3 protein-coding genes are annotated in these 4,247 nt (G+C 46.4%); 2 read left to right on the top strand and 1 reads right to left on the bottom strand.

Features of this window, described 5'->3' with window-relative positions; genetic code table 11:
• A partial coding sequence (locus BZG77_RS14265) for a nucleotide sugar dehydrogenase (protein ID WP_077647718.1) occupies window positions 1-849 on the bottom strand: 849 nt, incomplete at its 3' end.
• Window positions 850-1,445: 596 nt separating this feature from the next.
• Between BZG77_RS14265 and BZG77_RS14260 the strand changes: the two genes are divergently transcribed.
• Complete coding sequence (locus BZG77_RS14260) at window positions 1,446-2,000, top strand: S1 family peptidase (protein WP_077647717.1); 555 nt, start codon at window positions 1,446-1,448, stop codon at window positions 1,998-2,000.
• A 122-nt stretch (window positions 2,001-2,122) separates the two neighbouring features.
• Window positions 2,123-3,136 (top strand): UDP-glucose 4-epimerase GalE, encoded by a 1,014-nt coding sequence (gene galE, locus BZG77_RS14255; protein WP_077647716.1) that lies wholly within the window; start codon window positions 2,123-2,125, stop codon window positions 3,134-3,136.
• The last annotated feature ends 1,111 nt before the right edge of the window (window positions 3,137-4,247 follow it).

The raw sequence follows: 4,247 nt of genomic DNA, 5'->3' as shown, positions 1-4,247 counted from the left end.
GCGGGTAGTGTTGGCATCGACAATGGCCTGAATCAAGTTGTTCGGCACATCGTTGGCATCGACAATCAGTTGGCGGGTATCTTTTGGCAGGCAATAACCACCATAACCAAACGATGGGTTGTTGTAATGGTCGCCAATGCGTGGGTCTAGCCCTACCCCTTCGATGATTTGGCGAGTATTCAAACCATGGGTTTCGGCGTAGCTATCAAGCTCGTTAAAGTAGGCAACCCGCATGGCGAGGTAGGTATTAGAGAACAGCTTTACGGCTTCCGCTTCGGTCGAGTCGGTAAAGAGTACTGGCACGTCTTTTTTCAGCGCGCCTTCGAGCAAGAGGCTGGCAAACGTCTTTGCGCGCTCACTTTGCTCACCCACAATAATGCGCGAAGGATGCAGGTTATCGTAAAGGGCTTTGCCTTCCCGCAAGAACTCAGGCGAAAAGAGGATATTATCGCTTCCAATCTCTTGTTTGATCTGTTGGGTATAACCTACGGGCACCGTCGATTTAATCACCATGGTCGCTTGCGGGTTAATGGCCATTACATCACGGATCACCGCCTCGACAGATCGAGTATTAAAGTAGTTGGTTTCTGGGTCGTAGTCGGTGGGGGTGGCGATGATAACAAAATCAGCGTCTTGATAGGCTTGGTGTTTATCTAATGTGGCAGTAAAGCGCAGTGATTTGTTGGCCAGAAAGTCTTCGATTTCTGCATCAACAATAGGGGATTGCTTTTGGTTGAGCTGCGTTATTTTTTCTTCATTAATATCGARCGCGACCACATCAAAGTGTTGGGCAAGCAGCATCGCGTTTGAAAGGCCCACGTAGCCTGTGCCCGCAACAGCAATTTTCATTGGTTTTTCCTTGGGTTACCTAGCTTTAAACGTGTGGCGATGCATAAGGGCAGTGATCAATAGACACGCTACCGCCCAGAGGTGTCGCTCCCCACAGCGCATAGTTTTAATTTTTTATTTGATACAGGTGCTGATTGACCGCGCTTTTGGCTCGCACGGCGAAAATGTATAGCACGGGGCAAAAAATGCCTGCCGTATTCTACACATAAAAATTTGTGATAAAAGACACACGCTTGCTTTCCTATGGTTTTTTGGACGGAGTGTTCATTTATTAAACAACAAGTTGYGRCCATTGTTTGCCATATGCTCACAACAGCCACGTCAGCAAGCATCATAAACTCGCCTATATTTAGAGGCATTTGATCGTGCCTTCTCTCGATGATTATTTGATTTTAATCACATAAAAATCAGYATATTGCATGAATTTTCACACACCAATAGCTTATGTTTCAATTAGTTACCTTTTTCAATCGGTTTTTGTCTTATTTTTGAGCTTTAATTGAGTTTATTGTCTATAGTCAATCTATAAGCCATATGATGCGCATCAGGGCTTAATCGTTGTAGTTGTATCAGTAGTGGTTAAGTAAGGAGGGTGTATGACCCTGTTTTGCCCTGTGCTCTTCAAAAGGCTCAGTATAGTGTTCGGTATCGCAAGTTTGCTCGTCGTASTCAGTGGTTGCACCACCGCGAATGGCAMACATCAGATCACGGATAGTCACCCTGCRTTGGCACTGGAAAAACCGCAAAGCTTTGCGCAAAAAGGYAAGTTTGGGACCAGTGTGCCCATTACCCCCACCCTCAGTTTAACCGCAGCACATGTTGGCGAATTTATTGAAAGCAAAGTAATTGCTCGGCACCCAGTGTGCGACGTGGCGCTAATTGCGGCAGACAACCGCCAYCATCCGCTCCCTGATTTGGGGTTGGTGTATCAAGGCGATCCCGTGCAAGTGTTTGGCCATGCGAGTAATGGKGATGTRTTAACGGCTGAAGGGCTGTATTACATGGATTTGATGATCCGAGGCTTTCCCGARGTGGAGGATTGTCCRTCAAGCATCACGGATGCRCCGGTCAGAGGGGGAATGAGCGGTGGYGGTGCGTTTAACGCTGAACAGGAGCTTGTGGGCATTCAGCCCAAGGCGAAGGGGTGCTAACCGGACACCCATAAATCAGGCTCTTTTGTTTTGCTACCTAGGGGCGCGTAATAGGCGCCTCTAGTCTGTTGGCGATTCCCCTGCTAAACTTCGCCGCTGGACAATAAACTAGGCAGCACATCATGAACGTACTCGTCACCGGCGGCATGGGCTATATTGGTAGCCACACTTGTATTCAGTTGCTCGCAGCGGGCCACACCCCCATCATCATTGATAACCTATGTAACAGTAAACCCTTGGTGTTAGATCGCATCGAGCAGGTAGCAGGCACTCGCCCGCTGTTTATTGAAGGGGATATTCGTGATCGCGCATTTTTAGATTCGGTGCTCTCTGCCCATCCGATTGATAGCGTGATCCATTTTGCTGGGCTAAAAGCGGTCGGCGAATCAGTCACTCTGCCTTTAAAATATTACGACAACAACGTTGCAGGCACCTTGAACCTTGTCGCGGCAATGGCGCAAGCAAACGTTAAATCGCTCATTTTCAGCTCATCCGCCACSGTTTATGGCGATCCGGCATCGGTACCAATCAAAGAAGACTTCCCTACCTCMGCYACYAACCCSTATGGSCGMAGYAAGTTRATGGTRGAAGAATGCYTGCAGGATTTTCACCATGCCAATCCAGATTGGAGCATCACCCTGCTGCGTTACTTTAACCCGGTCGGTGCGCAYGAATCGGGGTTACTGGGYGAAGATCCACAAGGCACACCYAATAACTTGCTGCCTTTTGTGGCACAAGTGGCRGTGGGTCGACGYGAAAAACTGGGCGTGTTTGGTAATGATTACCCCACCCCCGACGGCACCGGSGTGCGTGATTATATTCACGTGGTGGATCTGGCCGATGGGCATTTAGCCGCGCTGGATAAAATGGCTCATCAACCTGGCACTCATATCTTTAACCTCGGCACCGGCCAAGGCAACAGTGTGTTGGAAATGGTGCATGCWTTTGAAGCYGCGGCRAAGCGCTCGATCCCTTACGAGATKAAACCCCGCCGCGCCGGYGACATCGCCGAATGCTACGCTGATCCGGCTTATGCCAAAGCAACGTTAGGCTGGACCGCCACACGCGATCTGCAAACCATGGTMGAAGACACCTGGCGCTGGCAGTCGAAAAACCCGAATGGGTATGGGGATTAGARACTAGAAAAAGCCTAAGGAACGGAATACGGAAAAAGCATATCGTGCCTRGCCTTGCTCTTCTCCGTATTCTGTAAGCGAAGCGCTCTGTATYCAAGATCCCGARWACCTYAAATTAGYATCTCTTCAATCCCCGAYTCTTTATAAAATAACCTKATTCTCTCATTACGTGGGCTCAAGTTTTCTTTATCGGAGATTAAGTTATAAATCGGCATGTCGGGATAGAAAAGCTTGGCGGTATATTGTGCCGTTGAGTTCATMCCATACAAACAGGATAATTGTATTTTTTTCTCTATTAGCTCAAGCTCTAGAGGTAAGGTGCTTCTGTGATACGTCAGGTTTTCTATATTCGCAATTGCTTTTKCAACGTCGTGCGATTCGGTGCGATGAGGAAAGTATATAATGCCGTTCTTCGTGCTTTTCGCAAATCGTGATACACGCTCTACGTACGACGACACAGACTGTCCACCTTTATGCCCTACAGCACCTTGTCCGATAAAGCCTATCGGCGCGTGCTCAGAGAAAAGATCGCTGTGGTTGTAATGTGCCTTTAAGTGGCTAAACGTATTCYTTTCGATATTAACCRTKYTGCTATTCAGATCAAAAATCGTGAATAGMTCCAAATTTTCTCTCGGTAAAGACTTCGTCGTGGGTTTACAACCGTATAGTTTTAATAAWMTATCTTGTAACAATCGACTTCGAGAATACGTCTTTTTTGTTTCAATGAATTCACGCAATTCGTTAATTGTTAGCGTGCCGTCATCAAAGTACACATCTTTTTTTATRCGAAARTTCTCTGCGACTAGCTTAGTCCGCCACGCATTATATTCCCCATAAAAGAACGTATCKATCTGCTCYCCYTTGATAATRTCTTTTATCTTTTTTATCGCYTTAGGGATATTTATCGTTCTRTTTTTTCTTGTTGTTGTGATCACATAATYCCACTCACGCGGGTTAAARATTTTTTCCTGCTGTTCGAGACCACGGGTACTACTTTGATCAACTAAAAATAATATATTTTTTTTAGTTTTATAGTGTTTTTTTGCTTCTAAAGCACAAAGATATTGGATTTTATAGTGTTTTTTTGCTTCTAAAGCACAAAGATATTGGA

This window comes from Salinivibrio sp. IB643 (assembly GCF_001996105.1).
GTDB classification, from domain to species: domain Bacteria; phylum Pseudomonadota; class Gammaproteobacteria; order Enterobacterales; family Vibrionaceae; genus Salinivibrio; species Salinivibrio costicola.
The sequence above is the reverse complement of the archived record's forward strand: the minus strand, read 5'-3'. Positions and strand labels throughout refer to the sequence as shown.